Raw genomic sequence first — 26106 nt, 5'->3', positions numbered from 1 at the left:
CCGCATAAATTAGAAAAGGCGCCTCAACGGGCGCCTTTTTTGTTCAGGTATAGCGGGTCTTAGCTGAAAATTTCACCCAGCTTGAACGCCACGCTCATGTCACCCTGGATCTTGATTTTGCCGGTCATCATGGCCATTTGCGGATTGAGTGACCCGTCCATCAGGCCTGCGAAGTTTTCTTCACTGACAATCAGGGTCATGTCCGCGTCCCGGTCGTCGTTGGAGACGCTGGGCGGCGTTGCGGTGGCGTCAATCACGATCACGCCATCCCCCTCGAAATCAACCTTCACGACTTTGCCGAAGCCTTCGGCCCCTGCCAGCTTTTCCTTGACGACATTGGTTTGTTCTTCAAGACTCACTTTTCTTTCCTTCCATTCTCTGGATAGCTAGTTGGTCGGTGCAGCTGCAAATCTAACACGCGTTTGAATTTTTCACCAGCTATTCCTGAGCTCCCGGAGGGCGATAAAAACCTCTTTTTCCGTGGGGGTGTCGCTGAGGTCCGGGAATTTCTCCCGCAGCCGTTCAATCACTTCCGGATTGTCGAGCCGGAAGAAGGTATTGAAGGTCTTTTCCTCGCCCAGCGAGGAGACATAGGCGTGATGCGGATCCTGGCCTTCCAGCTTTGACAGATAGCGTTTGGCGGCCTCATTGCCCGGCTCCCGATCGAGGGTAAACTGCAGGTTATTGACGAAATAATCATGGCCCGGATAGATGCGGGTGGCATCGGGCAGGGTGGCGAGCTGGTGCGAGAAAGTGTCATACAGCTCGTTGGGATGGCCGCCGTTCTTGCAGTTGCCGGCCCCGGCATTAAACAGGGTGTCGCCGCAGAACAGGCCCGGCTGGTCGCTGTTGGACAGCAGGCAGACATGGCTCATGGTATGTCCCGGGGTATCCAGCACTTTCAGCTTCACGCTGCGGCCCACTTCGACAATATCCCCGGCGCTGAGCCCCCGGTCGAGATGGTCGATCTTGGCGGCGGCGCCATGATGGGCCAGCACCTTGGCGCCGGTCTTTTCGATCATCTCCTCGTTGCCGCCGATATGGTCCCAATGTTCATGGGTGTTGAGGATCTGGGTGATCTTCCAGCCGTTCTTCTCCGCCGCATGCAGGCAGCGGTCCACATCCAGCGGATCGATGACCAGCGCTTCCCGCGTCTCCGGGCAGGCGATCAGGTAATGGAAGTTGCGCAACGGGTTGTCGGCATAAAGCTGTTCAACAAGCATGGGGCACTCCTTGGGACAGGATTAGTTTACCTCATGACCATATTTGATTGACGGGCCCTGTGCACGGATTTTTTCCCGGGCGCTGTCATCATCGGCGGCAATGGCATAAATGCCGACCACCACATTGTTCTTCTCGCTCTCGGCGGCGCGGTGCAGCGCTTCCTCGATCTCTTCCTTGTCAAACTGGCTGGCAGCAGCACTATCCTGGTCCCAGGTTACGCTGTCGGCGCTTTCCACATAATAGACATTCAGCCCGTTCTGCAGGTGATTGGCAGTGATGATCTGTTTCTCGCTCATGATGTGGCCCTGTTGTTTAAATTTTCGCTGTAAATTTCTCCTGCCCTGATATGGCCCAGATAGCCCGGGAGATCAAGAGGGAACAAGCCGGATCAGTTCCCGTACAGCGCCGTTGACAGATATTTCATGCCGGAATCGCACATCACCGTGACAATGGTGGCGTCCGGGGCGAGTGTGCGGCCAAGACGGATCGCTGCTGCCACATTGGCCCCGGTCGAGGTGCCGGCAAAGATGGCTTCCCGCCGGGCCAGTTCGCGCGCGGTCTGCATCGCTTCTTCCGTGCTCACCGCATAAATATCATCCACAATCTCCCGCTGCCACAGCGGCGGCAGGAAGCCGACCCCGGCGCCCTCGATCTTGTGCACGCCGGAGCGGCCGCCGGACAGCACTGGGGATTCCGCCGGTTCCACCGCCACACAATGAATGGCGGGATTATGCCGATGCAGGACTTCCGCATTGCCGCGGACCGAGGCGCTGGTGCCGGTGCACTGGACGAAACCATCGATCCGGCCGCCGGTCTGGTTCCAGATTTCCTCACCCATTTTGTGATAGGCGGCAATCTGGTCGGTATTGTTGAGCTGATCGGTCCTGAAGGCGCCGGTTCGGTCCGCGATGTCTCCGGCCGCCGCAATCATGTTGCGGGTCAGGGCCTCATCCATGCCGCCGTCCTTGCTCGGCACGATGGTCAGCGCCGCCCCCAGCGCCTTCATGTGATTTCTTTTCTCCAGGCTGAAGGCGTCCGAGGTGACGATATGCAGCGGATAGCCCCTGGCGGCGCAGACCAGAGCCAGCGACACGCCGGTGCTGCCGCCGGTATATTCCACCACACTGCCGCCGGGCGTGAGCCTGCCGTCCTGTTCCGCCGCCTCGATCATCGCCAGGGCCATGCGGTCCTTCATGCTGCCGGTGGGATTTTCACTTTCCAGCTTGAGCAGGATCCGGGCGCAGCCGTCCGGCACCATGGCGCCGAGCCGGACCAGCGGCGTATTGCCGATACAGTCAAGGATGGAGCTGTTGATCATGATATATCCCCTTTTTTTGACTAGTTACTTTATTTATTAAAGTGACTTATAATGCAAAGACTTTAAAAAGTGAAGTAACTAAGCTATAATGATTCAAATCGTAAGTAATGGTGGAAAAAGATGACTGATCCAAGGAAGAATACAGACTCGGAATTTCGCTCCGCCTGTTCCGTTGCCCGCACCCTAGACCTGCTGGGCGATAAATGGACCCTTCTGATCATCCGCGACCTGATGTGGCATGGTAAGCACACGTTCCAGGAACTGCAGGCGAGCGCCGAAGGCCCGCCCTCCAACCTGCTGTCAGGCCGGCTGAAAAAACTGATCGAGCAGGGGTTGGTGCGGCGCGAGCCTTATCAGGAGCGCCCGGTGCGCTACCGTTACGAGTTGACCGACAAGGGCCGGTCGCTGGAGGGCATCCTCAGGGACCTGATGGCCTGGGGCCATGAAAACCTAGGTGGTGGCTTTTATGAGCCTCACGCAAATTAGCTCTAAGGTTTCCAATATGGGAACTTTTTCTTGACTTATTATTCCCATTATGGGAACTTTAACTATGAGAATTGTCGCCAGGAAGATACTTGTCGATTTTTCGGCACAGCATCCGGATGCCAAAGGACAGCTTGAGACCTGGTGGCATCTGGTGAAAAGGGCGGACTGGGGTAGTCCGCAGGAGGTGAAAAACGAGCTTCCGAAAGCGAGTATCGTTGCAGACAACCGGGTTGTCTTTGACATCTGCGGGGGAAGCTACCGGCTGGTGGTGAAATTCAATTATCCTTATCGTATGGGCTATATTCGATTCATTGGAACCCATGGCGACTACGACAAGATCGATGTGACAAAAGTATGAGTTTTGTGGAGATCTATCATGGCTGATATCAAACCGATCCATTCCGAGGAAGATTATGACGCCGCTCTGGCGCGTATTGACGCGCTGATGGATGCGGAATATGGCACCGAAGAAGGCGATGAGCTGGAACTGCTGACAACATTGGTAATAGCCTATGAAGAAGCGCAGTTTCCCCTTGATAATCCCGACCCAGTGACCGCCATTGAGTTCGTTATGGAACAGCGAGGCTATCAGCAGAAGGATTTTGCTGCCCTGATCGGAAAATCAAGGGCGTCCGAGATATTGAGCCGCAAGCGTCCCCTGTCCATGAACCAGGCGAAACGGCTGTATCGGGACTGGGGCGTTCCGCCCGAGGCTTTGCTAGCAGGTTGAATATACTGCATAGCGCCACGCTCGCATTTGCGGGCCATTAGAAGGATTCTGAAATCAAGATTGAAGGCCGTTGGAACATAATGCGCTGGTAAATCAAAGGATCGAACATGGAAGTTGGAGACATTATTAGATTGGATGGCGCTGTAAGTGCAGTCGTAAAAAAGTTTACTCTGATACCGGTGTATACGCTGTGTTTTTACAACATGACGGATATGTTCTCGGTGTTTCCGCATATTTGAAGGGCGGTATATGGGAAAGTGAGGATTTGGGAAGGCATTTGAGGTCGAGTGAGTATGGCGGTTTGAATGTCCCGGGGCTGTAAGTAATATCTGAGAAGAAGGACCTAAACCAACCGCTCGGCCGGCAGGTGGACATAGACGGTGGTGCCGCTTTCAGGGCTGGAAGCGATGGAGACGGTGCCGTCGTGTTTCTCGATCAGCTTCTTGACGTAGGCGAGGCCGAAGCCGATGCCGGTGGTGGGGTTGGAATAGATATCGGCCAGGTGGGAGTCATGGCTGAAGGCCTTGGCCACCTGCTGCGCCGTCATGCCGCTGCCGCTGTCCTGGCAGGTGATCTGGCAGGTGCCGTCCTTTTCCCGCGACGCGCACAGGCAGATGGTGCCGCCCGCCGGGGTGAATTTCAGGGAATTTTCCAGCAGGCTGTAGATGACTTTTTCCAGCCGCTCCCGGTCGCCGTGAATGAGCGGAAGCCCTTTGGCGACGCATTTTTTCAGGGTAATATCCTTTTTGGCGGCCGGTTCGGTCATGGCGGACAGGCAGTCATCGACCAGGTCGCTGAGGTCGAACATGGATTCACAGAGCTCGAACTCGGTGGTTTCCAGTTCCTTGAGATCCAGCAGATTGTCGATCAGGAACAGCAGGTTCTGGCCGGCGCCGTGGATATCCTTGGCATATTCCCGGTAGGAGTCCTTGCCGATCGGGCCGAGCATTTCCGTCATGATGACCTCGGAATAGCCGAGGATGCCGTTGAGCGGGGTGCGGAAATTGTGATGCATGGCGGCCAGCAGCTTCTGCTTGATTTCCCGCGCCGCCTCGTCCCGGTCATTCTTCTCGCTGCGGCTTTCCCTGAGCACGCAGATAAAGCGCGGGCATTCGTCGTCGCTGCTGATGGGGCGGACGGTCATGTTGACGTCGATCACATCGCCGTTGCGGCATTTCCAGTGGCAATAAAAGATTGCTGACTGGCGGCTTTCCAGGGCGCGGGTGATGGATTCAATTTTGCTTTCCGGGATATGGTCGGCGAAATAGGTGGACAGGTCGGTGCCGCGCACATCCTCCAGGCTGTAGCCGGTAAACAGTTCGAACTGGTGATTGATGTCTTCGATGTAGGAGGGAGTGGACTGGTCGCCGGCGGAGATAATCAGGATCGCGTCGCTGACTTCATGGAACACGGAGTCAAACAGCCCGAACTCCCGATTATACCGACTGTTGTCGACGGCTTCCGATGGGGAAATCATATCTGCACCTGATGTTTTAAACTCGCGTGCTGTTATATTCATGACATCTAATCCGGACCCTAATTACCTGTTTCCTTTGGAAACTGTTTGACTTTTACAGAAAACTAGAGTCCGCACTCTCCCTCTTGCCAGACAAGATTCACCAATAAGATTCAAATCACTAGGAGAATCATCTCTTAAATGAATCCCCGAATCAACTAAAAAATTAACGATTCATTAACCATCGGATTAAAAAAGCCTTTGACAATTCGCATTTTGTCAAAAAAGACGGGATTTCTGCCGGCACAGCTGCTAGCCTTGCCGCGGAGATGTCGGGGACGTCGGGAGCCGGCGGAGGAGCGCGCCGCAGAGGAGAATATGTTGGAGAATATCTGGGTTTTTGTGGTGTTGTTGGTCGCGGCGTCCGGTTTCGCCGGTGTCCTGGCCGGGATGCTCGGGGTTGGCGGCGGGATCGTGCTGGTGCCGGTGCTGCATTTTATTTTCGAACAGGCCGGCATTGCACCGGGACTGACCATGCATATGGCGGTCGGAACATCGCTGGCGACTATTGTCCCCACCTCCATCGTCTCGGCCCGGTCCCATCACGGCAAGGGGGCGGTGCATTTCCAGCTCTTGAAATATATGGCGCCGACCGTGATCCTCGGCGTGATGGTGGGATCCATCCTGGCGGATAGTCTCCGGGGCCAGGTCTTGTCTCTGATCTTCGGGGTGGTGGCGCTCCTGGTCGCTATCCGGCTGGCGGTGGTGCGCCGGGAGGTGACGTCCAAAAACGGCGACGGCCGGGTGCTCGAAGTCATCAGCGGGTTCTTTATCGGCAGCATCTCCGCCCTGATGGGGATCGGCGGCGGCACCTTCAGCGTCCCGGTGCTCAGCAAGCTCGGCTACAGCATTCACCGGGCCGTGGGAACCTCCGCCGCCATCGGCTTTCTGATCGCCCTGCCGGGGGCGATCGGTTTCATGATCACCGGCTGGTCGGCGGAGGGGCTGCCACCCTATAGCCTGGGCTATGTGAATATGATGGCGGTTCTCTGTGTCATTCCCGCCACCATGCTGGCGACGCCGCTGGGGGTCCGGGTTGCCCACCGGATGGATGACGACAAGCTGCGGATCACCTTCGCCTTTATCCTCGGCTTTATGGCGATCCGCATGCTGGTGACGTCACTTTGAGTACGAGCTTTCCGGTCAGGCCGGGCAGCCTTCGGTGAAATCGGTATCGCCGAAACGCGGTTTATGCACCGAAATCTGGTAGACCTGCCGTTGCTGGTACAGGTTGGTGGGGAAGATAAAGCTCAGGTCCACAAACATGGGCTCGTACCTGAAAAAGACTTCGGCCACGATGGCGATTTCATCGTCAGCCAGGGTGAATGTGCCCGGAATGTTTTCAAGATCGGCATATTCATTCTGGTTGCCGAACTTGCTCTCGGCAATTATGCCGTTTCCCGAGATGCACTGGTCAGTGATCAGTGTCCCCGACGGTGTGCCCTTGAACCGTGAAACAATCACCCGGCCACCGCTGTTGATATCGAACGGCGCCATCACATTGTCGACCGCGTCGAAGGTGTCGGTAATCATTTCCGCAGGCAGAATTTCATTCTGGGACACCAGGTTGGAGACCGCATTTACCGTCTGGTTGACCTTTCGTTCGATCAACAGGATGCGGAAAGTTTCAAAACCGCCAATCAGCAGCATCAGGATGATCGGAAAAGTATAGGCAAATTCCATCAGGATCGTGCCGTCCTGCTTGCGGAACAGCCGCCTGAACAGTCCCGTGACAAGGGTACCATTTTTCATGACAGTCTCCTTCCTCAGGTTTTCACTTGGGGGCTGCAGTCGGCGGTGGGGGAGCCATAGGGCTCGTTCTTCACCGCGGTGCTGGCCTCGATACGGATCCTGCCGTCTTCATCGCCGATCGCCTGGGCAAAGAAACCGGTCAGGAAATCGGCGTCATATTCGGCGGTATAAACCACAACGGCGCCGGGGCCGCCCACACCGCTTTCCCCGATATCTGAGTCCCAGTGGTTATTGCAGTTCAGGTCGGTAAAGCTGTCCACGCCGTTGGTGTAAGAACCGTCCTCGTCCACATCCGTGTAGGGTTCGGCGGTGGCGATTTCCGTGAAGCTGTCATAGACTTTGTTGGTGATCACCAGATTGTCCAGTTTGATAAAGCCGAAGGTGCTGTCCTCCAGGACCTGGGTGATATATTCCTCGCGGGTCATGCCGTCCACCGTGTAGCCGGTGATCCCCTGTCGGGAGGCATCGGCAATGGCGCCTTCGAGAAGGGTGTTGCTCAGCATGACACCGCCGATTTCAAGGGTGCCGATGATCATCAACAACAGGGTCGGCAGGACAAAAGCGGCCTCGATCAGGGCCGCCCCCTTTTCGTCCTTTTTCAAGTTTGCAAAAAGGCATCCCATTCGCCTTTTTCGCAGTTCATTCGCCATATTCATATCTGGAGCTCCTCATTCTTTGGCAAATTGCCGTTGACTAACAAGCTCTCCTTGCGTTGTTATTTCAGGTTAAACCAGGTTGTCCGCCAACTGGCAGGTCGCAGGGCCCATCAGCACCACAAACAGGGTCGGCAGGATAAACAGGATCAGTGGAATCGTCATGGTCGCCGGCAGGCGTGCGGCCTTCTCCTCGGCCTTCATGATCCGTTCGTGCCGGAATTCATTGGACAGAACCCTGAGCGACTGAGCCAGTGGCGTACCATAGCGTTCGGACTGGATCAGAGTCGCGGTCACGGCCTTGACGGAGGGCAGGGAGACACGTTCGGACAGGTTCATCAGGGCCTGCTTGCGGTCCGGCAGAAAGCCCAGTTCCACAGCAGTAAGACCGAGCTCATCCGCCAGTTCCGCGCAGGTGTTGCCAAGTTCCCTGACCACACGCTGCAGGGCGGAGTCCAGTGTCAGGCCGGCTTCCGCACAAATGACCAGCAGGTCGAGGAAGTCGGGCAGGGATTTCTGCATGGCGGTATTGCGCTTGTCGGTGGCATTCTTGAGGATGATTTCCGGGAAATAGGACGCCAGCAGCACCGAACCGATGCAGGCAAAGGCCTTCATCATGGCGGACAGGTCGAACAGGCCGAGCCCGTAAATCAGGACCACGGCGATCACCCCCACCAGAAGCGGCAGCACCAGCTTGCAGAACATGAAAATCACCAGGGCGTCTTTGCCCCTGTAACCGGCCTGGACCAGCTTTTTCTGGTATTTTTCCGTCTGTTCGTTTTTCAGCAGGTTCAGGCTTTTGACCACTTTGTTCATCAGGCCCATGTGTTTGGTGGACTTGACGGTGGTGCGGCGCTTGACCGGGGCCACATAGCCGCGTTTCAGGTCGGAGCGTCTGTCCTGCAGCGCCTTGAGGCGACCGTGCATGGAATCCTTGACGATGCCGGTGCTCCAGATGGCCATGACCACCATAAAGGCGGATAAGCCTGCGAAAGCAGTGATGATGTCTTCTATGGTGATCCCTGCGGGCAGAAGTTGTTCCATGGTCACACCTCGAAATTAATCAGTTTGGAAATGATGAACATGCCGATTCCCATCCAGATCAGGCCGCCAACCATGGCAACCTGGCCGCGCGGGTCGGTAAACAGGACGGACATATAGTCATAGTTCAGCATGGTCAGAATGCCGCACATGATGAACGGCAGGGAGCCGATGATATAGGCACTGGCCTTACCTTCGGACGACATCGCTTTCACCTTCAGTTTCAGCTGGCTGCGGCCGCGCAGGATGATGGACAGGTTTTCCAGCGTTTCCGCCAGGTTGCCCCCGGTTTCCTGCTGCACGGACAGGCTGATGACAAAGAATTTGAACTCCGGCGTGTCCAGGCGGTCAGCGGCTTTCCACAGCGCTTCATCCAGGGTTTTGCCGAGGCGGATATCGTCGATGATTTTGGTAAATTCAACGGCGATGGGATCATCCATTTCCCGGCCCACGCTGCCGATGGACTCCGTCACCGGGAGACCGGCTTTCAGGCCCCTGACGATCAGGTCGATGGCTTCGGGAAACTGGGTGGTAAATTTGGTCAGGCGTTTTTTGATCATGGAGGAGATCACCAGATGCGGGATCGCCAGACCGGCGGCAAGGCCGACCATAATACTCGGTGCGGCGCTGAGCCCGCCGAATAATTTTACCAAAACGCTGACGACCACGGCTACGCCGAAGCTGGCCAGGATATAGTGTTTGAACTGGATGGAAAAACCGGTTCTCCGCAGGCGCTTGCGCAGTTCATCGGGACGCGGCACAAACTGGTCGAAAAAGGATTTTTCCTGTTTGATGAACAGGGATTTTTTTGCCCCGTTTTCCGAACCCAGGCCCTTTTTCTGGTGTCGGCCAATGGCCTTGCGCAGGCGACCCTGGATGACCTTTTGCTTGTTGCCAAGCAGACCGGCGGCAAGGGCAATGGTCGCCAGGACAAGAAAGACCCCGGTAAATATGCCGATCATTACGATGGTTGGGTTATCTACTGTCATGGTTCCATCCTATAACGCTTCCAGGAGAGCCCGGTGCAAGCCATAATATTCGGCTTTCTCGGTAAAATGCGGACGGACGCCTGTAGACTTGAAGTTGCCTATCAGTTTTCCGTCCGCATCCTCTCCGGTAAATTCATAAAGGAACAGGTCCTGGGTGGTGATGATGTCGCCTTCCATGCCCACGACCTCTGTCACGGCGCAGGTGCGGCGGCCCCCGTCACGCATACGGGAAATCTGTACGATCAGGTCCACGGCGCCGGCGATCTGTTCGCGAACCGCCTTGGGCGGCAGTTTCAGGTCGGCCATACCGATCATGTTTTCCATACGGGTCAGGGCTTCGCGGGGGTTGTTGGCGTGCAGCGTACACATGGAGCCGTCATGGCCCGTGTTCATGGCCTGCAGCACGTCGAAAGCCTCGGCGCCACGGACCTCACCGAGGATGATGCGGTCGGGACGCATACGCAGGGCGTTTTTCACCAGGTCGCGCATGCTGATTTCCCCTTTGCCCTCCAGGTTGGCCGGACGGGTTTCCAGGCGCACCACATGGGGCTGCTGCATCTGGAGCTCGGCCGTATCCTCGATGGTGACGACACGCTCGCCGGTATCAATCATGCGGGACAGGGCGTTCAGCATGGTTGTTTTACCGGAACCCGTACCGCCGGAAATCAGGATATTCAGGCGACAGGCGGATGCAATTTTCAGAACCGTCGCCATTTGCGGGGACAGGGAACCGAAGTCCAGCATTTTGTCGATGGTGATTTTCTGCTTGGCGAACTTACGGATCGAGATGGAGGCCCCGTCGATGGCCAGCGGCGGGATAATGATGTTCACACGACTGCCGTCTGCCAGGCGGGCGTCACAGATCGGGGTGGTTTCGTCCACGCGCCGGCCGACAGCCGTCACGATCCTGGTACAGATATTCATCAGATGCTGATTGTCCCGGAAGGTGACATCTGACAGGGTCAGTTTACCGTTTTTCTCGATATAAATCTGTTTCGGTCCGTTGACCATGATCTCGGTGACGGTTTCATCTTCGAGAAGCGGTTCCAGGGGGCCGAGGCCGAGCATGTCGTGAAGCAGCATATTGACCAGTTCACGCTGCTCGCGCAGGTTCAGGTTGATTTTTTCCTGCGCCATCAACTCGTTGACGGCTTCACTAACCTGTTCCGCCAGCTCTGCGCGGTCCATCTCGTTGGCGGCAGAGGCATCAATATATTCCAGCAACAGGGGCTGCAGGCGATCCTTGGCCTCCATGATGCTGTCCTGGCTGGCCTGCTGGATCTGCTCGGCGCTCTGGGTCTTTGTTTCCCGCTGTTTGCGGGCGCTGCTTTCCGCTTCTTCCTCGGCTTCCTGGCTCGCCTTGCTTTCAGAGGTGAGAAGGTCGTTGAGGAGAACCGTCAGGAGATCCCGCCGCTCCAGTTCATTGAGCTGGAGGCTGTGGCTGGCGCTCATTTCGTCGATCAGTTCATCAATGGCCTTCCTGACCTCGTTGCGGTCCATTTCACGGGCCGCTGCAGGATCAATACGTTCCTGCAGTACAGGTTCAATCAGGTCAAAAGCCTGGTCCACCATGCTGGCATTGGACCCGCTTTCCTGGGGAACCGGCGCCGGCGTGGCTGCGGAAGCTGCGATCTCGGGCTGATCGCCGCCTTTTCCGAATCCTGCCGGCCCGCCGGATTTCCCCGCGGGGAAGGCCGGTTTTGTGCCTGGTGCTGCTTTACGTCCGAACGCTGGTTTCATGGTTTCTCGCGATTATTTCTTCTTGCTGGCTTCTTTTTTATTCTGTGCAAATTTTTTCCAGAAGGGCACGCTGGCCTCTGTTTCACTGTTGCCAAGAAGGTCGTCACAGATCAGATTGAGAGTCTTGACCGGCTTGCTGTGTTTTGCCGCCTGGGGCAGCGGTTTGCCGGATTTGGACACCTGGATCATCAGTTTGCTGTCCAGGGGGATTTCCCAGTCCACGGCGCGTTCGATGGAGGCTTCGAAGTCTTTTTTCTCAACTTCCACCTGTCCCGGCCCGGCCACTTTATTCAGCAGCACCTTGACGTCTGCTTCGGGCGCAACGGTTTTGCAGAAGGCCAGGAAGCGGATGGTATCCCGGGTTGCGGCAAGGCTGAGGTCGGAAACAAGAATGATCTCGTCGGCCTCGGACAGCAGTAGGGGGTAGTCGGCTACCGTGTTCTTCGGCAGGTCAAGCACCACATATTTGAAGTTGTTTTTCAGCTCGGTCAACAGGTGACTCAGGGCCGCCGGATCCGTATAGGTGGGATCGTTCAACGGTGCCTCGGAGCCGAGGATCGACAAATTGTCGCTTTCCTTGATCATGGCACGCTCGATGAACAGGCCGTCTACACGGCTCGGGTTTTCCAGGGCGTCACACAGGCCGCGGCCCGGCTCCAGGTCAAAGGACAGGGCGCCGGTGCCGAAATAAATATCCATATCCAGCAGCGCGGTCGGACGCTTCTTGTCATGGGCCAGTATCCAGGCCATGCTGGTGGCCACGGTGCTGGTGCCCACACCGCCGCGCACGCCTACTACCGCGACCAGTTTGTCGGTATCTTCTGCCGTGGCAGCGACCGTTGTTTCTTCGGGAATGCGTGCGGCATGCTCGGCAGACGATATAGTGTCCCGAAGCTGGTCGGCGGTTACCGGTTTAACCAGATAGTCATGAATTCCGTAAGAAATCAGTTCCCGGTAAAGCGTGATATCATTGGTATTTCCCAGGGTAATCACCATGGTGCCGGGTTCCACCACTTCCGCAAGTGATGTCAGGTCGTCCATGGGATCTGCGGATTTTGAAATATCCACAACCAGGAACTGGGGAGAGGGCAGGGTCGAAAGGGTTCTGATGGCGCTTTCGATTCCGCCCGTTTTGATTCCGGCAGGATTCCAGCCTCGCTCCGTCAGGACCGGCACAAGAGCCTGGGTGGTCTCGTCATCACAGACAAAGGCGCCGAAAATATTCTCGGCTGAACTGTCTTCTTTTTTCAAAAGGCTCGCTACACTCATCTCAAATTCCCTTATTTGGAACCGCTGCTGCTGCTGCCGCCCGTCGCTGATCCGGCAGATTTTTTGGCGGTGCCCGTCATATACCCATTGACTGCTTTGGCTGTCTTCTCCGCGTGCGGGTGATCAGAACGGTTGCCGGTGATCAGGTCACGCGGATTGGCGACCATGAGGCCAAGATTGGCCTGGGTCGAGCAGCCGAAGTCCTGCATGGGGGCATTGTTGTAGTTGGATGAACTGGCACGTGACCAGTCTCCGCACTGTGGCGGTGTCACCACATAGCGGGAAACAAGCAGACGGGCCTGGTTGGTTTTGGGGGCGACACCGTAAGGTGTGACCTCCATGGACATGATGATGCCATGTCGTTTCAGGACTTCCGCAATGTAGGAAAGGCGTTTTTTGTTCAGGTCGGACATGCTGCCGTCTTTTTCCAGCGGAAAGTCCATGCTGAGTTCATCGCCGTACCCGACATTGCTGTTGCCGAGGAAGGCAATCAGGGCCCGGACCTCATCTGAATCCAGGCGATAATTGTTGTCTGCAAAGGTCATCATATAGGGCACACGCACCATTTCGACCTTGTTGCGCTTCTGGTTTTCCAGGCCGGTGCTTTCATGAAGTCCCGCGCATCCGGCGGTCATCAGAAGAGAGGCGACAGCGATCAGTTTAAGAATATTTTTTGTCATCAGTATCCTCCTCAGTCCAGCATGAAGCCGGCAGCACCCTTAATCTTTTCGCCGGTCTTACCCTGGGCGGCCGGAGAACTTTCCGGACCACGCAGTTCATAGGACTGGCCGTGCAGGAAAAGTTCCATATCATTGGCCACTCTGAGATTGTCGTTGGGCAACGGCATGGTGCTGTCATTGTGCGGCTTGACAATATAGGGGGTGACGATGATCACCAGTTCAGTTTCCTGGCGCTGGAATTCCGTCGAACGGAACAGGGCGCCAAGGATCGGAATGTCGCCGAGCCAGGGATATTTGGCGATATTGTTGGAGACATTGTTCTGGATCAGGCCGGCAATGGCAAAGCTCTGCCCGGAGCCCACCTCAACGGTAGTGTCAGCCCGTCTGGTGGTGAGCGCAGGAATGGCGAAACCGTCAATGTTTACCGCACCGGCAGAAGACAGCTGACTGACTTCCGGCTTGATATGCATGCTGATTTTGCCGCTCTCAAGCACAACCGGCTGAAAATCCAGGGCAACACCATATTCCTTATATTGGATGGAAAGGCTGCGGTCCTCGTACACTGGAATCGGATATTCACCACCGGCCAGGAAGCTGGCGCTTTCTCCGGAAAGTGTGGTCAGGTTCGGTTCGGCCAGAACAGACAGGACTCCTTCCTGTTCCATGGCGTCAATGATGAAATTGATGTCAAAGTTACCGCTGGTGAATCCGCCAGCAATGTTGTTGCCGCGGCCCAGAGATGCAAAATTTTTCACTCCATCAACAACGCTAAAGACCTGAGATCCCTGGAACATACCAATGGCGGTACTGCCATTGACAAAACTGTTCTGCCAGTTGAAGCCGAGCTGTTTCATGGTGTCACGGCCAACCTCTGCAATACGTACGCGCAGATTGACCTGTACCGGTGTCGCAATGGTCAGCCGGTTGATGATGGTATTATCCTTGCCGACGAACTCTGCGGCCATGCGGCGGGCTTCTTCTGCCTGGTCCGGGTTTTCCACATGCCCGGTCATCACCAGAAGGCCTTCATAGGATTTCACGTTGATCCGGGCGTCCGGCATAACGGTCTTCAGGGCGTTTTCGAGACTGCCCAGGTTATGGGTTACGGAAATTTCGCCACTCAGCAGAATTTCATCTTCGTCATTGACGCCGTACAGGCTGGTTTCCCCTTGCTTTTTACCAAGGATATAAACCAGGGTGGGGGATTTCACCTGAATGTCAGCGATGGACGGATCCGCAATGAAGATGTTGGAGGCCGGCTGTTTCAGGCGCAGAAGCGTCCCTTTGCTTACTTCCACCTGGATATGTTCCTTCTGGGTGGCAGCAGCTGCAACCAGGGGCTGGCTGCCGATCAGCAGGCCGAATACCGCGATCAGGCAAAAAACCGACTTCTTCATTGTCTTGCCAATCCGGCGACGTATGTTCTTACGCGCTGTCATGATTAGTTTCCTTGCTTTGTAAAGCCCAGTTGCTGAACTTTATTTCCTCTTACCACTTTGACATTGAAGCTCTTTCCGCCCTTGGCGGCAGGGGCTCCTGTATTGCTTGTCAGCAGCTGGCTGACTTCGCTGTCCCAGGTGACGGAGTTGTCTTCCGGGCTGGCAGATGTCAGTTCGACATCTGAACCTTCATTCTGGGCCAGGCTGCGCAGGGACAGGGACAGGCTGCCCATTTTCTCAACCAGAGAGATTTTCTCGGCATCCTTGGGTGAGACTTCCAGGGTAACTGTTTTACCAACGGCGGGTGTATGAGTAGGGTTTGCAATCCTCTGGTCGATGGCCAGAACCCGCACATTACGGAGAACGGTTTCACTGGCCTGCGCCTTCCTTTTGCCGCCGGCAGAGACTTTATGGGTCAGAAGGATATCCACGCGGTCTCCGGGAAAGATAAAGCCGGAGATACCGGAAGTTGCGTTCACCCGGATGGATACAGCGCGTTGGCCGACCGGCAGTACGGCGGCCATAAAACCACTGTTCCCGGGCCTGACAATTCGCGATTCTGTAAGGGGTTCCCCTGCGACGATGGTGTTTTTGACCACGGCGCCGGCGAATTGTTCCAGGTCGAAATCAGAGGTTTTCCGAACATAATTCTCATGCAGGCTGTCATCCGGCCAGGACTGCCAGACGAGGTCGTCCTTTTTCAGGAAGTGACCGGTATGAAGGTCAAAGGCCGCTACCAGCACCTGTACTTTTGCCGGCGCCGCTTTTACAACCTGCTGTTGTGCCTGGGGAGCGGCAGCCGGTTTGATCAGGCTGCGGGCCATGAAAGCGGTAATTCCCGCGATGACCAGGGCAATTCCAACCAGAATGATGCTGCGCATATTGATATTCATAACCTTGTTTCCTTGTTACGCTCGTCCGTTCAATGACATATAAAGCCGGATGGCGACATATAGGCCCCCGAGTGCGATGCCGACTCCATAGGGGACTTTTGTATGTTCCATTTGTGCCATAGAGAAGTTTATATTCTCTGAAGATTTGGCGGCTTTTGATGCGATAAATTTGTTTTTTGCTAAAATAAGTGCCGCCAGCAGCCCGCCGGTCAGGGACATGATCATCAGGTAGTTCAAAACCAGCGCCGGTCCGGCCCACAAGGCAACCACAGGGATCAGCTTGACATCGCCGCCGCCCATGACATTCATGGCGAAAAAGACCAGGCAGACACCGAAAATCACAAGTGCGATGACGATGGACCAGCCGGCCAGGGCGAGGGGAAATGTATTATAGTCGATGAAGAAGGCGGCCAGGTGGATCGGGTAGAGGGCCAGGACAGTCAGGCAGAGCCTGTTTGACAGGCGGTAATGCCTGATATCGGAAATTGCGGCCCAGACCATCAGGCCTGCAAATATGATGACTGAACTCAGTGTTAGCACGATTTTCCCCTGGACTGTCAGATTGTCGTACATACAGTCATATTGGAGAAAGGTGATTTAATGGTTAATGCCGGATGGAAAGCCGCTTAGTTGCCGGTAACTTCCTGGACGGCGGCAACCGTAGTGTTGCTCATGTTCAGGAATGAATCGGCGAAAGCGCTGAAGCCGCCAATGGCAGCAAGAGTGATAAGTGCCGCAAGCAAACCATATTCAATGGCTGTTGCGCCCTTCTGGTTTTTTTTCAATTCTGAAAGGTTTTTTTTGCTCATGGTGTGGGTCCTCTCAAAAATTTGTTGCAGCGGATGTCCGGTATAAAAACAGGACAGGTATTCGGGAAAATAAAAACGGCCTTGGCCTTGTGGGGCCAAAGCCGTTTTTGGAACTTTTCTGAAGTGCTAATTAGCCAGCGTTGTTCAGAGAGCTGGAAACACCTTTCAGAGTGGTATCCAGAGACTGACCAACAGCGCTCAGGCCAGCGATGGCAGCAACAGCCACCAGGGCAGCAATCAGGCCATACTCAATAGCGGTTGCACCAGCTTCAGATTTTTTCAGTTTTGCAAAGAATTTAGTCATTTTGTTTACTCCAATGTGCCAATAGTTAAATAAGGTTCCTATGCCAAATTTGTGACTATCAATATGCACGGAAGTTATGAACAAAAAGTTAATGGATTTCCTTTTTTCTTGTTTTATTACAAATACTTACAAGGATTAAATTGAAGAAAAATTAACTTGTTGTTAAACTGTGATTTAATCAAAATCTGTTAAAATTTTACCTGTGCAGGGGACCCGGAACGGGTCAGGCGGGCAAATGGTTAACCCTTATTCCTTGAAAGGGTTAAGAATATTAAAGGCTTAGCTATTGTGGGGGTAATTGGAAATTGTCAGGACCAGATGGGTCACAAAACCGTCCTGACAATGGCAGGAAAGGTCGCCGCCAATCAGCCGGGCAAGGTCCCGGGCAACGGATAGACCGTATCCCGGCGCCAGTCTGGGGGTCGAAATTTTTTCCGATTTTTCGTACTTTTTTGTTTCAGAAGCTCCATTGATAACCTTCTGGAACAATGTTTCGGCATCTTTTTCGCTAATTTTCTGTCCCAGAAGGGGGACTTCGATTCTGACCTGGGCATTGCTGCTCATCAGGACGGAAAGATTCAGGGTATCGCCTTCGCCGGCCTTTTTCATGGCACTGGAAATCAGCTTGCTCAGGCACATTTCGAGGCACTGGCGGTCATTATAGAGAATGACATCGATATTATCGCTGCTGCTGTGGAATTTGACCTTTTTGCTTTTGGCCAGCGGGGCGATCTTCTCGGCACAGGCATCAATGATGCTTTTCAGGGAGAAAGATTCCGGGGTGACCTCAATCAGGCCTGAATCCAGTTTGGCGGAATCCAGCACGTCGTTGACGGCGTCTTTCAGCAGGTTGGCAGCGCTCAGGATATTTTTTGTATGTTCCCGATATTGTTCATTGACCGGTCCCCAGGCTTCCATGTCGATCATTTCGGAAAATCCGATGATGGCATTGAGGGGAGTCCTGAATTCGTGGGACAGGTTCTGCAGCAGTTCGGAAGCAATATGATCTTCCTTGTCGCTGGTGTCTTTGCGGCTTTGCGGCGTCGATGTGGCCGCAGCGGGCGCTTCCGGTTCGGAAATCTCCCGGTTTTCCGGCCTGTCGACAACCGCTGTTGCCGGGACATTCAGCTCCGGCGCCGTTTCGGCGGCCCTGGCGCTGCCCCGGAAGCCGGTAAAGCGGCCGGTCTGGATATCAAAGACGGCAATGCCGCTGAGCAGCCATTTGGTGCTTTCCCCGCCTTCGGAACGGATCAGGAAGGCCTCGTCCCGGAACGGGGTACGGCGTTCGAACAGGGATTCAAACGAAAGATCGTCATCCCGGTCCGGTGTGATTTCACACATTTCAATAAAATCTTCGCCAATCATGCTGTTGGCCGGACGGCCAAAGGCGGTGAAGGCCTCTTCCGAAAGAAACTTGATGGTCCCCATGCGGTTGATTTCCCAGAACCAGTCCGCGTTGGCGCGTACAAAATCCCTGGTTTGCGCGCCGGCCTGGCTGACTTTCGGGGCCTTGGACGGTTCTTCTGCTGCAGTCTCTTTCACAGTTTCCGCTTCCGGTTCGGTCTCCTGCTCGGCCAGGTCGTTGGCGGCTTCACTGTAGTCCGGCGCGTGATCCTGCGGAGGGCGTTGCGGCTTTGCCGCGTCGGTACTGTTTTCCTTGCCGAAGGACATGGCCAGCCTGGCTTCCTCCTCCAGGTTGAAGATGGCCTTGGACAGGGCCGCCATGCTGATCTGGGACGGTGTCTGGTCGGTCTCTGTTTCCGTCTGGTCGGCGGCAGGTTGCTCCTCGGGTTCCTTTTTTTGTTTCAGAAACGATGGCACCTCGTCGGAAAAGGCCAGCTTGTTGTCCAGCACCAGTTTCGGGCCGGTGGTTGTTTTTTCCTGCCGTTGCGGCAGGCCCGATGGCGCGCGTTCAGGGGCCGCAGCTGTTTCCGCGGCAGCTTCATCGGGGTTTTGGCCGTAAATATTCTGTGCCTTGATCAGTTCGAGAATGCTTGCGGTTGTGGATTCGTCCAGTTCAGGCTGGCGGTCGGCTTCCCGCTGTTCAAGCTCGCTCAGGCTCAGTTTGTGCCGGACCTGTTCGTAATGTTTCTGCTGTTGCTGGCTCAGTTCCTGCCGGATTAGCGGAGACAGGCCAAACCGACGACTGATATGCCGGCGATGGGCGTCGCTGCCGAATTTGGCCAGATGCATCAGCTGGTCGTCGGGGATCGGCGCCCGTTCCAGCAGCGGGGCGGAGACGTCAATGACATCTTCGCTGAACAGTTTAACCAGCTCCTGCGGTGGATTGTTCATGTCGGCGATCAGGCTGGCGATTTCCTTGCGGGTTTCGATGCGGACATTGGCCAAAAGCTCGCGCAGGATGTCGAGCAGCATACGGGCCTGCTTGTCAGACTGCAGGGGACGTTGCTGCAGGAAAAGGTCACAGATATGGGAAAACAGAAGTGTTCTGCTTTGCAGGGAGTCATCCTGCGCCAACTCTAGCAAATTCCGGATTCTGTCATCGTACATAGCGCTTTTCGGCACTGCATTCCCTTTTACTGCGTAAATCTTAACAGTGCGCAGGCATCACTGTTAATTATTAAAATTTTATCTTCCGGATGCATGTTTTCCCCGTTCAGAGACTATAACTTTTTCCGCCCGAAAGTACCAGTTAAAATCGGGTGCGGGGTGTCGATTTAATATCTAACATAACCTTTTTGGGGAATGTCCGTTTCAGGAAGGGATTTTCTTTTGTGAATAGTTGAAATGCATAATATTATATTCATTTAAAAATATTGGATATATTCTATCAATAGCACGACATTTTCTTGCTGCTTCGGTTGTTATCCGGTATAAAAAGATCAACGAGTAATGTTGTTAAACCCAAGGGGACCTTATGCATCAGGTGAAGCTGGACGAAATCGATCGCCGTATTCTGGAGAACCTGCAGCAGGACGGCCGCATGACAAATGTGGAGCTTGCGGAGCGTGTCGGCATTACGGCGCCGCCCTGCCTGCGTCGCGTAAGGGCGCTGGAGGATGCCGGCTATATCCAGGGGTATCACGCAGATCTTAATGCGGAGGCTCTTGGGTACGGCCTGACGGTGTTCGCCATGGTCGGGCTGCACAGCCAGGCGGAAAGCGACCTCAAGGCGTTCGAGGAACTGGTCAATGAATGGCCGCTGGTGCGCGAGGCCTTCATGCTGAACGGCGAGATCGATTTTATCCTGAAAATAGTCTCCCGGGACCTGGCCCAGTTCCAGAACTTCCTGACCACCAAGCTGACCCCGGCGCCCAATGTGGCGAGCGTGAAAACATCGCTGAGCATTCGCTGCGGCAAGCACCTGCACGGCGTGCCGGTGGACTAGGACGCTTTCACTCCGTTTCAGGCAAAGAAAAAGCCACCGGATGGGGTGGCTTTTGTTTTGATATGATCCGGGGAACCCCTAAATGAAGTCGATCTTGACGATCTCGTAATAGGTTTCACCCTGGGGGGTTTTCACTTCCACCTCGTCACCGACGCGGCGACCGATCATGGCATGGCCGAGCGGAGAACTGAGGGAGATCTTGCCCTTGCTCACATCCACTTCATCCACACCGACGATCTGGTAGGTGAATTCCTTGTCATCTTCGTCAGCAATGGTCACGGTGGAGGCAAACACCACCTTGTCGCCATTGAGATCGGCGGGGTCGATCACCTCGGCCCGGCTGATCTTGTCCTCGATTTCCTGAATCCGGCCTTCGATCATGCCCTGCTGTTCTTTGGCGGCATGATATTCGGCATTTTCCGAAAGATCTCCGTGGGCGCGGGCTTCCTCAATCGCCTTGATGACGGCGGGGCGGGCATCGTGCTTGAGATGTTTCAGCTCTGCTTCAAGTTTGAGATGACCGGCTGCGGTCATTGGAACTTTTTCTACCATCGCTCTTTTTTCTGTTCGGCAAATAAAAATCCTTCGCACAGCCCCTGCCTCCCGGGAGCAATGCGATAGTTCATTCGGTCTATACTGACAGGTCAGGCGTGAAAACTCGCCTAACGCGCATAAGACTGAAGGGGTTTAACGGTAAGTTCACTGGATTTCAAGACTTTTATTGCTTCCATGGACGAAAGCGCACCGCGGGTGGTGGTGTAATAGGGAATATTATTCACCAGGGCGGTCCGCCGAAGCTCATAACTGTCTTTGATGGACTGCGTCCCTTCCGTGGTATTGAAGACCAGCTGGACTTCACCGTTTTTCATGGCGTCGACGATATGCGGACGGCCTTCCAGGACCTTGTTGATCCGCTCCACAGCAACGCCATTTTCCTTCAGATATGAAGCAGTTCCGCCGGTTGCGATCACCTTGTACCCCATATCCGTGAGTTCCCGGGCGGCTTTTACCATTTTCGGTTTGTCCCGGTCCTTGACCGAGATAAAGACAGTCCCTTCGAGGGGCAGATGGGTGCCGGCGGCGACCTGTGATTTCAGGAAGGCGCGGGCGAAATCCGTATCCAGCCCGATCACTTCGCCGGTGGAGCGCATTTCCGGGCCAAGCAGGATATCCACGCCCGGGAACCGTGTGAAGGGCATGACCGCTTCCTTGACGGCCACATGATTCGTTCTGAAGCTGGGAATGTCGAAGTTATCCAGGGATTCGCCAGCCATCAGGCGGGCGGCAATTTTGGCGACCGGGGCGCCGATGGCCTTGGCCACAAAGGGCACGGTGCGGCTGGCGCGGGGATTGACCTCGATGATGTAAACCACATCATCCTTGACCGCATACTGCACATTCATCAGGCCCTTCACATTGAGCGCCAGGGCAAGCCTTTCGGTCTGCTGGCAGATGTCCGCCATCACGCTGTCCTTCAGGGAATAGGGCGGCAGGGAGCAGGCGCTGTCACCGGAATGGACCCCGGCTTCCTCAATATGCTGCATGATGCCGGCCACATGGACCTTGCTGCCGTCGCACAGGGCGTCCACGTCAATTTCCGTGGCGCCGCCCAGATAGCGGTCGATCAGAACCGGGCTGTCGCCGGACACGGTCACCGCTTCATTGATATAGCGGCGCAGGCTGGTGGTATCGTAAACGATTTCCATGGCCCGGCCGCCCAGCACGTAACTGGGGCGGATCAGGATGGGATAGCCGATCCGTTCGGCCACTTCCACGGCCTGTTCTTCCGTTGTCGCCAGGCCGTTCTCCGGCTGGCGCAGGTCAAGCCGGGCGATCAGGTCCTGGAATCGTTCGCGGTCTTCGGCCAGGTCAATGGCGTCGGGGGAGGTGCCCAGGATCGGGATGCCGACCGCTTCCAGCGCATGGGACAGTTTCAGCGGCGTCTGGCCGCCGAACTGGACGATCACACCGACAACCTCACCGTTCTGCTGTTCCTTGCGGATCAGCTCGATCACATCCTCGGCAGTCAGCGGCTCGAAATAGAGCCGGTCAGAGGTGTCATAGTCGGTGGATACGGTTTCCGGGTTGCAGTTGACCATGATGGTTTCATAGTCCTGGTCACTGAGGGAAAAGGCCGCGTGGCAGCAGCAATAGTCGAACTCGATGCCCTGGCCGATCCGGTTGGGGCCGCCGCCGAGAATGACGATCTTTTTCTTGTCGGTGGGCCGGGTCTCGCACTCGGCGCCGCCGGCGGCATCCCGCTCGTAGGTGGAATACATATAGGGGGTCAGGGCCTCGAATTCGGCCGCGCAGGTATCAACCCGCTTGAACACCGGATGCAGGTCCAGGGCCAGGCGCTTGGCGGTGACCCGGGCTTCCTTCTGTCCGGTCAGTTCAGCCAGGCGGGCGTCGGAAAAGCCCAGCGACTTGAGCTTGCCGAATTCGAAGGCCTCTTCCGGCAGGCCGTTCTGACGCACAACTTCCTCGGCGTCGATGATCTTTTTGATCTGTTCGATGAACCAGGGGTCATATTTGGCAATGGCATGGATCTCCGCCGGTTCCATGCCCTCACGCAGGGCCTGGGCCATGACCTGCAGGCGATCCACGGTCGGGCTGGCCAGCGCCGCCCGGATGGCGTTCATGTCTCCGGTCTTTGGATCATAGCCCGGGATTTTCACTTCATTGAGACCGGTCAGGCCGGTTTCCAGCGAGCGCAGCGCCTTCTGCAGGCTTTCCGGGAAGGAGCGGCCGATGGCCATCGCTTCACCGACCGACTTCATGGCGGTGGTCAGGGTCGGCTGGGTGCCCGGGAATTTCTCGAAGGTGAAACGCGGAATCTTGGTGACCACATAGTCGATGGTCGGCTCGAAGGATACCGGAGTGGCGCCGGTGATATCATTCTGCAGCTCGTCCAGGGTATAGCCGACGGCCAGCTTGGCCGCCACCTTGGCGATCGGGAAGCCGGTCGCCTTGGAGGCCAGGGCCGAAGAACGGCTGACCCGCGGGTTCATTTCAATCACAATCAGGCGGCCGGTCTCCGGGTTGACGGCAAACTGCACGTTGGACCCGCCGGTTTCCACGCCGATCTCCCGCAATACCGCGATAGAGGCGTTGCGCATGATCTGATATTCCTTGTCGGTCAGGGTCAGCGCCGGGGCGACGGTGATGCTGTCGCCGGTGTGGATGCCCATGGGATCGATATTCTCGATGGAACAGATGATGATGCAGTTGTCCGCCTTGTCGCGGACCACTTCCATTTCATATTCCTTCCAGCCGAGCAGGCTCTCGTCGATCAGCACCTGGCCGACCGGGGAGGCCTCGATGCCGCTCTTGACATAATGCTCGTACTCTTCCCGGTTATAGGCGACACCGCCGCCGGTGCCACCCAGGGTAAAGGCTGGGCGGATGATGGCCGGCAGGCCCACTTCATCCATCACTTCCATGGCATGACGGATGCCGGCAGCCCGGTCATAATCAATGATATTGCCGTCTTCATCCTTGATTGCCGGAGAGGAAGCAATGGCCGCGCGCGGGTTTTCCAGGCCGATGGCGTCCATGGCGGCACGGAATTTTTCCCGGTCCTCGGCCTTCTCAATGGCGTCCTCATTGGCGCCGATCAGCTTGACGCCGTGTTTCTTGAGCACGCCGCGCTGGGCCAGTTTCAATGCCGTGTTCAGGCCGGTCTGACCGCCCATGGTCGGCAGGATGGCGTCCGGCTTTTCCTTTTCAATGATTTTTTCCACATATTCCGGGGTGATCGGTTCGACGTAAGTCGCGTCGGCGATCTCCGGGTCGGTCATGATGGTGGCCGGGTTGCTGTTGACCAGGATGATCCGGTATCCTTCCTCGCGCAGGGCCTTGCAGGCCTGGGAGCCGGAATAGTCGAATTCGCAGGCCTGGCCGATAATGATGGGGCCGGCGCCGATGATGAGAATGGATTCAATGTCGGTACGTTTAGGCATGTTTCTCAATCATCTCCATGAAACGGTCAAACAGATAGTGGCTGTCCTGGGGCCCCGGGCTGGCTTCCGGGTGGTGCTGGACGGAAAAAGCCGGCCGGTCCACCAGTTCCAGTCCGCAGAGCGTCTGGTCGAACAGGGAAATATGGCTGACTTTTACGTTATTGGGCAGGCTGTCCTTATCCACCATGAAGCCGTGGTTCATGGAGGTGATTTCAACCTTGTTGGTATTATAGTCCATTACGGGATGGTTGGCGCCGCGATGGCCCTGGTGCATCTTGACGGTTTTGGCGCCGATGGCCAGAGCCAGCATCTGGTGGCCGAGGCAGATGCCGAACAGGGGAATGCCGCTGTCCAGCAGTTCCTTGATCACCGGAATGGCATATTCGCCGGTGGCGGCCGGATCCCCGGGGCCGTTGCTGAGGAAAATTCCGTCCGGTTTCAGGGCCAGGACGTCGGCGGCGCTGGTGGTGGCCGGCACCACGGTGATTTTTGCGCCGGTGCTGGCCAGGCAGCGCAGGATGTTTCGTTTGACCCCGTAGTCGATGGCCACCACATGGGCCTTGGGCGAGGTCTGCTTGCCGTAGCCGTCTTCCAGGGTCCAGCGGGTTTCGTCCCAGCTGTAGGGTTCCCGGCAGGTCACGGTTTTCGCCAGATCCATACCGTTCAGTCCCGGCCAGGCTTTGGCCTTCTCAACCAGGGCCGGGATATCGAATTTGCCGGCCTTGTTAAAACTAACGACGCCGTTGGGGGCGCCGTTGAGACGGATGTAGCGGGTGAGCCTGCGGGTATCAATACCCGAAATGCCGGTCAGTCCCCGTTCCCGGCACCAGGTGTCCAGATGTTCGCCCGCGCGGAAGTTGGACGGGCTGGTGATGTCTTCGCGCACGATCAGGCCAAGGGCCGCGCCGCCCGGGTTTTGCTCCGGGGAGGTTTCAATATCCTCGTCATTGGTGCCGACATTGCCGATATGGGGGAAGGTAAAGGTGATGATCTGACCGGCATAGGACGGATCGGTCAGGATCTCCTGATATCCGGTCATGGCGGTGTTGAAACAGACTTCTCCGACCACATCCGCTTCCTGGCCGATCCCGTAGCCCCAGAAAACGGTGCCGTCCGCAAGGACAAGGGCGGCTGTGATTTGCGTGTGCGGAGGGATATGGTCGGTCTGATCGTGGTTCATGAACGGCTCTATTTCTTTGTCAAACAGTATAAGGCGATTTTCGTCAGGCGACTTACGGGGCGGCTTGGTGTGGACAGCATATCCTGTCCCTGGCCCCGACGCAAATTGACCGGAACTTAAGCAATCACTCTTCCAAGGTCAAGGAAAAGATTTTAAAAAATTATCCTTTAAAATCAATGGGTTAAAACTTTATTTCAGGTTGCTTTTTGAACTCATATGCGATAGAGTCTTTTCTTTCCTGAAAGAGAAAGCCGACTGTTCCTTTAATGATCAAGTCGGCCTTTTTGTAAAAAAGGATATAAAATCAATATGTTGCGTGAAAAACTCAACGACGCGATGAAACAGGCGATGAAGGACAAGGATAAGCGCCGTCTGGCGACGGTTCGACTCATTCTGGCCGCCATCAAGGATCGTGATATCAGCAAGCGGACGGAAGCGGGGGACCAGGGGGTTGGTGATGACGACATCATCGAAATCCTGTCCAAGATGGTCAAGCAGCGCAAGGAAAGCATCAAGGCTTATGAAGAAGGCGGCCGCCTGGAACTGGCGGAACAGGAAAAAGATGAAATGGAAATCATCTCCGAATTCCTGCCCCGCCAGATGGGCGATGACGAAATTGCGGCTGCCGTGAAAGAGGCCATTGCAGAAACCGAAGCCTCCGGCCTCAAGGACATCGGCAAGATCATGGCTCTGTTGAAAGACAAATATGCCGGCCAGATGGATTTTGCCAAGGCCAGCGCAACCGCCAAAAACAGTTTATCCTGAGCCTTAT

27 protein-coding genes are annotated in these 26106 nt (G+C 55.7%); 6 read left to right on the top strand and 21 right to left on the bottom strand.

From position 1 onward, the window contains the following. Nucleotides 1-59: 59 nt before the first annotated feature. The 4 genes from FIV46_RS16655 to FIV46_RS16640 form a co-directional block, all read right to left on the bottom strand. Nucleotides 60-359 (bottom strand): SCP2 sterol-binding domain-containing protein, encoded by a 300-nt coding sequence (locus FIV46_RS16655; RefSeq protein WP_139942048.1) that lies wholly within the window; start codon nucleotides 357-359, stop codon nucleotides 60-62. 72 nt (nucleotides 360-431) lie between these two features. Then, on the bottom strand, nucleotides 432-1223 hold the full coding sequence (locus FIV46_RS16650; RefSeq protein ID WP_139942047.1) for a hydroxyacylglutathione hydrolase: 792 nt from the start codon (nucleotides 1221-1223) through the stop codon (nucleotides 432-434). A 21-nt stretch (nucleotides 1224-1244) separates the two neighbouring features. Beyond that, nucleotides 1245-1520 carry a DUF2849 domain-containing protein gene (locus FIV46_RS16645; protein WP_139942046.1) on the bottom strand — a complete coding sequence of 92 codons (276 nt, stop codon included), beginning with the start codon at nucleotides 1518-1520 and terminating at the stop codon, nucleotides 1245-1247. Nucleotides 1521-1612: 92 nt separating this feature from the next. Then, nucleotides 1613-2542, bottom strand: coding sequence for a PLP-dependent cysteine synthase family protein (locus FIV46_RS16640; protein ID WP_139942045.1), 930 nt, complete (start codon nucleotides 2540-2542; stop codon nucleotides 1613-1615). Nucleotides 2543-2662: 120 nt separating this feature from the next. On the opposite strand from FIV46_RS16640, the gene FIV46_RS16635 reads away from it, so the two are divergent. From FIV46_RS16635 to FIV46_RS16625, 3 genes are all read left to right on the top strand, one after another. Beyond that, nucleotides 2663-3028, top strand: a complete 366-nt coding sequence (locus tag FIV46_RS16635; protein ID WP_139942044.1) for a winged helix-turn-helix transcriptional regulator — start codon at nucleotides 2663-2665, stop codon at nucleotides 3026-3028. Nucleotides 3029-3092: 64 nt separating this feature from the next. Further along, a complete protein-coding gene (locus FIV46_RS16630) occupies nucleotides 3093-3386 on the top strand; it encodes a type II toxin-antitoxin system HigB family toxin (protein ID WP_139942043.1) in 294 nt (97 codons plus the stop codon). Nucleotides 3387-3404: 18 nt separating this feature from the next. Beyond that, nucleotides 3405-3758, top strand: a complete 354-nt coding sequence (locus FIV46_RS16625) for a helix-turn-helix domain-containing protein (RefSeq protein WP_139942042.1) — start codon at nucleotides 3405-3407, stop codon at nucleotides 3756-3758. Nucleotides 3759-4101: 343 nt separating this feature from the next. On the opposite strand, the gene FIV46_RS16620 is transcribed toward FIV46_RS16625, so the two are convergent. Beyond that, a complete protein-coding gene (locus FIV46_RS16620) occupies nucleotides 4102-5277 on the bottom strand; it encodes a PAS domain-containing sensor histidine kinase (protein WP_139942041.1) in 1176 nt (391 codons plus the stop codon). A gap of 315 nt (nucleotides 5278-5592) precedes the next feature. Here FIV46_RS16620 and FIV46_RS16615 point away from each other — a divergent pair, with 315 nt between their 5' ends. Beyond that, nucleotides 5593-6402 (top strand): sulfite exporter TauE/SafE family protein, encoded by an 810-nt coding sequence (locus FIV46_RS16615; protein ID WP_139942040.1) that lies wholly within the window; start codon nucleotides 5593-5595, stop codon nucleotides 6400-6402. Nucleotides 6403-6417: 15 nt separating this feature from the next. Here the strand turns inward: FIV46_RS16615 and FIV46_RS16610 are convergent, their stop codons facing one another. The 13 genes from FIV46_RS16610 to FIV46_RS16550 all read right to left on the bottom strand — a co-directional run bounded on the left by FIV46_RS16610 (nucleotide 6418) and on the right by FIV46_RS16550 (nucleotide 19321). Next, nucleotides 6418-7026, bottom strand: coding sequence for a TadE/TadG family type IV pilus assembly protein (locus FIV46_RS16610; RefSeq protein ID WP_139942039.1), 609 nt, complete (start codon nucleotides 7024-7026; stop codon nucleotides 6418-6420). A gap of 14 nt (nucleotides 7027-7040) precedes the next feature. Then, nucleotides 7041-7628 (bottom strand): TadE/TadG family type IV pilus assembly protein, encoded by a 588-nt coding sequence (locus FIV46_RS16605; RefSeq protein WP_181163284.1) that lies wholly within the window; start codon nucleotides 7626-7628, stop codon nucleotides 7041-7043. A gap of 123 nt (nucleotides 7629-7751) precedes the next feature. After that, a complete protein-coding gene (locus FIV46_RS16600; RefSeq protein WP_139942037.1) occupies nucleotides 7752-8723 on the bottom strand; it encodes a type II secretion system F family protein in 972 nt (323 codons plus the stop codon). Between the two features lie 2 nt (nucleotides 8724-8725). Continuing rightward, nucleotides 8726-9709: a type II secretion system F family protein gene (locus FIV46_RS16595; RefSeq protein WP_139942036.1), complete on the bottom strand. Its 984-nt coding sequence runs from the start codon at nucleotides 9707-9709 to the stop codon at nucleotides 8726-8728. A 9-nt stretch (nucleotides 9710-9718) separates the two neighbouring features. After that, nucleotides 9719-11449 carry a TadA family conjugal transfer-associated ATPase gene (locus FIV46_RS16590; RefSeq protein WP_219846174.1) on the bottom strand — a complete coding sequence of 577 codons (1731 nt, stop codon included), beginning with the start codon at nucleotides 11447-11449 and terminating at the stop codon, nucleotides 9719-9721. Nucleotides 11450-11461: 12 nt separating this feature from the next. Then, the gene (locus tag FIV46_RS16585; RefSeq protein WP_139942035.1) at nucleotides 11462-12718 is read right to left on the bottom strand and encodes a CpaE/TadZ family protein; all 1257 of its coding nucleotides are present in this window, start codon (nucleotides 12716-12718) and stop codon (nucleotides 11462-11464) included. 11 nt (nucleotides 12719-12729) lie between these two features. After that, entirely contained in the window at nucleotides 12730-13398 is a 669-nt protein-coding gene (locus FIV46_RS16580; protein WP_139942034.1) for a CpaD family pilus assembly lipoprotein, read from the bottom strand. Between the two features lie 11 nt (nucleotides 13399-13409). Then, complete coding sequence (locus FIV46_RS16575; RefSeq protein ID WP_139942033.1) at nucleotides 13410-14837, bottom strand: type II and III secretion system protein family protein; 1428 nt, start codon at nucleotides 14835-14837, stop codon at nucleotides 13410-13412. A 2-nt stretch (nucleotides 14838-14839) separates the two neighbouring features. Then, nucleotides 14840-15730 carry a Flp pilus assembly protein CpaB gene (gene cpaB / locus FIV46_RS16570; RefSeq protein WP_139942032.1) on the bottom strand — a complete coding sequence of 297 codons (891 nt, stop codon included), beginning with the start codon at nucleotides 15728-15730 and terminating at the stop codon, nucleotides 14840-14842. Between the two features lie 15 nt (nucleotides 15731-15745). Continuing rightward, nucleotides 15746-16270, bottom strand: a complete 525-nt coding sequence (locus FIV46_RS16565; protein WP_181163283.1) for an A24 family peptidase — start codon at nucleotides 16268-16270, stop codon at nucleotides 15746-15748. A gap of 86 nt (nucleotides 16271-16356) precedes the next feature. Then, nucleotides 16357-16539, bottom strand: coding sequence for a Flp family type IVb pilin (locus FIV46_RS16560; RefSeq protein WP_139942030.1), 183 nt, complete (start codon nucleotides 16537-16539; stop codon nucleotides 16357-16359). Nucleotides 16540-16669: 130 nt separating this feature from the next. Further along, nucleotides 16670-16843 (bottom strand): Flp family type IVb pilin, encoded by a 174-nt coding sequence (locus FIV46_RS16555; RefSeq protein ID WP_139942029.1) that lies wholly within the window; start codon nucleotides 16841-16843, stop codon nucleotides 16670-16672. A 279-nt stretch (nucleotides 16844-17122) separates the two neighbouring features. After that, nucleotides 17123-19321, bottom strand: a complete 2199-nt coding sequence (locus tag FIV46_RS16550) for a histidine kinase dimerization/phospho-acceptor domain-containing protein (RefSeq protein WP_181163282.1) — start codon at nucleotides 19319-19321, stop codon at nucleotides 17123-17125. A 400-nt stretch (nucleotides 19322-19721) separates the two neighbouring features. Between FIV46_RS16550 and FIV46_RS16545 the strand changes: the two genes are divergently transcribed. Continuing rightward, complete coding sequence (locus FIV46_RS16545; protein WP_139942027.1) at nucleotides 19722-20192, top strand: Lrp/AsnC family transcriptional regulator; 471 nt, start codon at nucleotides 19722-19724, stop codon at nucleotides 20190-20192. A 78-nt stretch (nucleotides 20193-20270) separates the two neighbouring features. On the opposite strand, the gene greA is transcribed toward FIV46_RS16545, so the two are convergent. The 3 genes from greA to carA all read right to left on the bottom strand — a co-directional run bounded on the left by greA (nucleotide 20271) and on the right by carA (nucleotide 25334). Next, complete coding sequence (greA, locus tag FIV46_RS16540; protein WP_139942026.1) at nucleotides 20271-20744, bottom strand: transcription elongation factor GreA; 474 nt, start codon at nucleotides 20742-20744, stop codon at nucleotides 20271-20273. A gap of 110 nt (nucleotides 20745-20854) precedes the next feature. Further along, on the bottom strand, nucleotides 20855-24154 hold the full coding sequence (carB, locus tag FIV46_RS16535) for a carbamoyl-phosphate synthase large subunit (RefSeq protein ID WP_139942025.1): 3300 nt from the start codon (nucleotides 24152-24154) through the stop codon (nucleotides 20855-20857). Next, complete coding sequence (carA, locus tag FIV46_RS16530) at nucleotides 24147-25334, bottom strand: glutamine-hydrolyzing carbamoyl-phosphate synthase small subunit (protein WP_139942024.1); 1188 nt, start codon at nucleotides 25332-25334, stop codon at nucleotides 24147-24149. Before carA ends, carB begins: the two co-directional genes overlap by 8 nt. A 309-nt stretch (nucleotides 25335-25643) precedes the next feature. On the opposite strand from carA, the gene FIV46_RS16525 reads away from it, so the two are divergent. Continuing rightward, complete coding sequence (locus FIV46_RS16525; protein ID WP_139942023.1) at nucleotides 25644-26099, top strand: GatB/YqeY domain-containing protein; 456 nt, start codon at nucleotides 25644-25646, stop codon at nucleotides 26097-26099. Nucleotides 26100-26106: the final 7 nt, after the last annotated feature.

The sequence above is a fragment of the Emcibacter nanhaiensis genome (assembly GCF_006385175.1).
In the GTDB taxonomy this organism is placed as follows: Bacteria; Pseudomonadota; Alphaproteobacteria; order Sphingomonadales; family Emcibacteraceae; genus Emcibacter; species Emcibacter nanhaiensis.
Note: the sequence above shows the minus strand (reverse complement) of the source record. Positions and strands in the feature narration are given on the sequence as shown.

Coding starts and splice junctions, on each gene's coding strand:
- FIV46_RS16650 (WP_139942047.1), bottom strand. CDS start 1,223: ATGCTTGTTGAACAGCTTTATGCCGACAACCCGTTGCGCAACTTCCAT.
- FIV46_RS16645 (WP_139942046.1), bottom strand. CDS start 1,520: ATGAGCGAGAAACAGATCATCACTGCCAATCACCTGCAGAACGGGCTG.
- FIV46_RS16640 (WP_139942045.1), bottom strand. CDS start 2,542: ATGATCAACAGCTCCATCCTTGACTGTATCGGCAATACGCCGCTGGTC.
- FIV46_RS16635 (WP_139942044.1), top strand. CDS start 2,663: ATGACTGATCCAAGGAAGAATACAGACTCGGAATTTCGCTCCGCCTGT.
- FIV46_RS16630 (WP_139942043.1), top strand. CDS start 3,093: ATGAGAATTGTCGCCAGGAAGATACTTGTCGATTTTTCGGCACAGCAT.
- FIV46_RS16625 (WP_139942042.1), top strand. CDS start 3,405: ATGGCTGATATCAAACCGATCCATTCCGAGGAAGATTATGACGCCGCT.
- FIV46_RS16620 (WP_139942041.1), bottom strand. CDS start 5,277: ATGAATATAACAGCACGCGAGTTTAAAACATCAGGTGCAGATATGATT.
- FIV46_RS16615 (WP_139942040.1), top strand. CDS start 5,593: ATGTTGGAGAATATCTGGGTTTTTGTGGTGTTGTTGGTCGCGGCGTCC.
- FIV46_RS16610 (WP_139942039.1), bottom strand. CDS start 7,026: ATGAAAAATGGTACCCTTGTCACGGGACTGTTCAGGCGGCTGTTCCGC.
- FIV46_RS16600 (WP_139942037.1), bottom strand. CDS start 8,723: ATGGAACAACTTCTGCCCGCAGGGATCACCATAGAAGACATCATCACT.
- FIV46_RS16595 (WP_139942036.1), bottom strand. CDS start 9,709: ATGACAGTAGATAACCCAACCATCGTAATGATCGGCATATTTACCGGG.
- FIV46_RS16590 (WP_219846174.1), bottom strand. CDS start 11,449: ATGAAACCAGCGTTCGGACGTAAAGCAGCACCAGGCACAAAACCGGCC.
- FIV46_RS16585 (WP_139942035.1), bottom strand. CDS start 12,718: ATGAGTGTAGCGAGCCTTTTGAAAAAAGAAGACAGTTCAGCCGAGAAT.
- FIV46_RS16580 (WP_139942034.1), bottom strand. CDS start 13,398: ATGACAAAAAATATTCTTAAACTGATCGCTGTCGCCTCTCTTCTGATG.
- FIV46_RS16575 (WP_139942033.1), bottom strand. CDS start 14,837: ATGACAGCGCGTAAGAACATACGTCGCCGGATTGGCAAGACAATGAAG.
- cpaB (WP_139942032.1), bottom strand. CDS start 15,730: ATGAATATCAATATGCGCAGCATCATTCTGGTTGGAATTGCCCTGGTC.
- FIV46_RS16560 (WP_139942030.1), bottom strand. CDS start 16,539: ATGAGCAAAAAAAACCTTTCAGAATTGAAAAAAAACCAGAAGGGCGCA.
- FIV46_RS16555 (WP_139942029.1), bottom strand. CDS start 16,843: ATGACTAAATTCTTTGCAAAACTGAAAAAATCTGAAGCTGGTGCAACC.
- FIV46_RS16545 (WP_139942027.1), top strand. CDS start 19,722: ATGCATCAGGTGAAGCTGGACGAAATCGATCGCCGTATTCTGGAGAAC.
- greA (WP_139942026.1), bottom strand. CDS start 20,744: ATGGTAGAAAAAGTTCCAATGACCGCAGCCGGTCATCTCAAACTTGAA.
- carB (WP_139942025.1), bottom strand. CDS start 24,154: ATGCCTAAACGTACCGACATTGAATCCATTCTCATCATCGGCGCCGGC.
- carA (WP_139942024.1), bottom strand. CDS start 25,334: ATGAACCACGATCAGACCGACCATATCCCTCCGCACACGCAAATCACA.
- FIV46_RS16525 (WP_139942023.1), top strand. CDS start 25,644: ATGTTGCGTGAAAAACTCAACGACGCGATGAAACAGGCGATGAAGGAC.